At 44.9% G+C, this 2,748-nt stretch carries 3 protein-coding genes; 2 read left to right on the forward strand and 1 reads right to left on the reverse strand.

Going from position 1 to position 2,748, the window contains the following annotated elements; translation table 11 throughout:
* The first annotated feature begins 135 nt into the window (after positions 1-135).
* On the forward strand, positions 136-780 hold the full coding sequence (locus AC1WIP_RS14225) for a TetR/AcrR family transcriptional regulator (protein ID WP_481142447.1): 645 nt from the start codon (positions 136-138) through the stop codon (positions 778-780).
* A 138-nt stretch (positions 781-918) separates the two neighbouring features.
* Complete coding sequence (locus AC1WIP_RS14230; protein ID WP_481142448.1) at positions 919-1,551, forward strand: alpha/beta fold hydrolase; 633 nt, start codon at positions 919-921, stop codon at positions 1,549-1,551.
* Positions 1,552-1,732: 181 nt separating this feature from the next.
* On the opposite strand, the gene AC1WIP_RS14235 is transcribed toward AC1WIP_RS14230, so the two are convergent.
* Positions 1,733-2,748, reverse strand: a 1,016-nt coding sequence (locus tag AC1WIP_RS14235) for a helix-turn-helix domain-containing protein (protein WP_481142449.1), incomplete at its 5' end; no start/stop codon positions are given.

The raw sequence follows: 2,748 nt of genomic DNA on the forward strand, positions 1-2,748 counted from the left end.
GGATAACAGGATACAGCAGATTTGCCTGGTGGAGATAATTCTGCGGAAACTCAAGTCCTGTGTATCTTGACAAACAAAAAGAGGAGTGTATATAATAAACATACCAAATGAATGTTTAGGTGGGAGAACAAGCAAGTGGCACGAAACAAATACCCGGAAGTGACCGTAGAGCGGATATTGGAGGTATCCGGGCGCCTTTTTCTGGAAAAGGGATATGAAAATACAACCATTCAGGATATCGTGGACGGGCTGGATGGCCTGACAAAGGGAGCGGTCTATCATCATTTTAAGTCCAAAGAGGATATCATCTGCGCTTTAAGTGGGAAACTTTCTTCTGACAATAATCCTCTGGTGCTTGTGAAGCAGAGAAAGGACTTGAACGCATTACAGAAAATGCGGGAAGCCGTTAAGCTAAACCAACAAAACACCAAAGAAAAGCAGCTTCATATGGAGGCCCTTCCTCTATTGAAAAATCCCCGCGTCTTTGCAGAAATGATAAAATCTGACCGTCAGAATCTCACACCGTTATGGCTGGATTTGATAGAAGAAGGAATTGCGGATGGCTCCATTCAGACAGAATATCCCAGGGAGATCGCAGAGCTGATTCCTCTGCTGGGCGATGTGTGGCTTTATCCCAATATCTTTCCTGCAACAAAGGAAGAAATGATCCACAAGTTTACATTTTTTAAGGAAATGCTTGAGAAAATGGGAGTTCCTATTATTGATGAGGAGCTGGAAGAGCTTATAAAGGCAAGAATTTACCAGATTTCGAAGCTATAAAACAAATATGAAGATGCCTGAATAAAAGGCATTTTTGTTTCCTAGAATACATTCATTCAGCAGGTATGAATAGCGGCGCCGAATTGGAAATTCCACACGCGTTCCTCAGCACAAAAACGCTTCGGAAGGGAGGCAAAAATGAGCTATATTTTGATACACGGACTTGGGCAGACTCCGTCAAGCTGGGATCAGGTAACAGCCCAGCTTCCAACTAACGTGCAAATCTATCGGCCTTGTTTAGCTGCGATTGCAGGAGATAAACAGATGACATACGAAAATCTCTATCAGGCATTTGAAAGTGAATGTAACCGCATGGAGACGCCCTTATGTCTGTGCGGCATTTCCCTGGGCGCTGTTGTGGCATTACAGTATGCCCTGAATCATCCGGAAAAAGTAAAGTCTCTCATGCTGATTGCTCCCCAATATAAAATGCCGAAACTGCTTTTATCCGTTCAGAATATGATATTCCGCATTCTGCCCAAAAAGATGTTTTGCGAAATTGGTTTTTCCAAAAGAGATATGATTACATTGACAGCTTCCATGAAGAGGATAGACCTTACGCCTCTGCTGCATGAGATAACCTGTCCTTCCTTTATTCTCTGTGGGCGGAAGGATAGAGCAAACCAAAATGCCGCAAGAATGCTGGCAGGCTTGCTTCCAAATGCAAAATTGTCTTTCGTTGACAATGCAGGTCACGAGGTGAACATAGATGCTCCCACAGCCTTGGCAGTCTTTATAAAAGAGGCATGGTTTCCAGGCATCGAAGGGTAAGATTGAAAATTAAAATTTTCAATCCGGAATTTGTGCTGCCGCACAAAGTTCCTTCTGATTACAAAGCCGCTTACGCGGCAGAATGAGAGGAAAAATGGAGAAAGAAAAACAGGCTCCTGCACTCAGGAGCCTGAAAGTGCGAGCTTTGACGACGGCTCACATGCGGTGCATCCAAGAAAGCTTATGCCTGACCGTTAGGAAAAGAATCGGTTTTCTGCAGCATTCGCCACAGAGTAGTGCGGCTGATTCCCAGCCTTTTTGCGGCCATGGTCTGGTTGCCGCCCTCCTCCTTAAGCACCCGCTGTGCAATCTGTACATTCATTTGTTCCAAGGTTCCGGACAGAGGAAAGGAATCTATGGAGGAATTTGTCTCAGACGAGCTTTCCCATTTTTCCCTCTTTAAAATTTTTGCTACGTTCTCTGTCTTGATGTATAGACTGTCGGTAATCACGGCCAGCTCGTTTAAAATCCGTTTGAATTGATTGTAGTTATGGGGCCAGTCAAAGGATTGCAAAAGCTCTAAAGCTCCCGGCTCAAAGCCTGCAATTTCCCGGCCAAGCTCCAGATTCAGATAGCTTATATAGAGGCTTGCCAGACTGGGAATGCTGGACGGGTTGGAGCGTAGGGGAGGTATATGCAGGGTCAGACAGGAAAATTCATTGACCAGCTGTCTGCAGCGGGGAGATAATTCCTCATTCTCCCTGCAGCTGTAGGTAAACAGCAGATGGTTTCTTCCTGCAAGGTTTGTGGTGATTAATAATGTAAAAAGAGCCTGGTACTGCTGTTCGGACAAGGAATCTATTCCTCTGATGTGAAGGGTGATTCCTGTCTCATTGAGAGGGGATTTATAGTTGTCCATCAGGTAATTCCAGGATTTTTCGTTAAGCTTGGGACAGTCAATGATGACCAGAGGATTGTCCTGGAGCCTGCTTCGGCAGTAAATCAGGTAAACCATCTGATCCTTTCCCGTGCCATCCTCACCCATTACCATGATGGGATAATCAGACTGATTAAATTGCTCGATGGAGGAGCGCAGCGGGCTGGTAGTGTTGGAAATCCCGTAAAAGCTTTCATAAAAGCTGTTGGAGGCAGATTCCTTGTTCAGATAACGCAGACCGTTACGTGACGGAGTAAAGGAAAAGCTCTGCAGACGGACATTATACACAATATAATCCTGCTGGTTGCAGTGCATATAAG

The sequence above is a fragment of the Acetatifactor sp. genome (genome assembly GCF_982438285.1).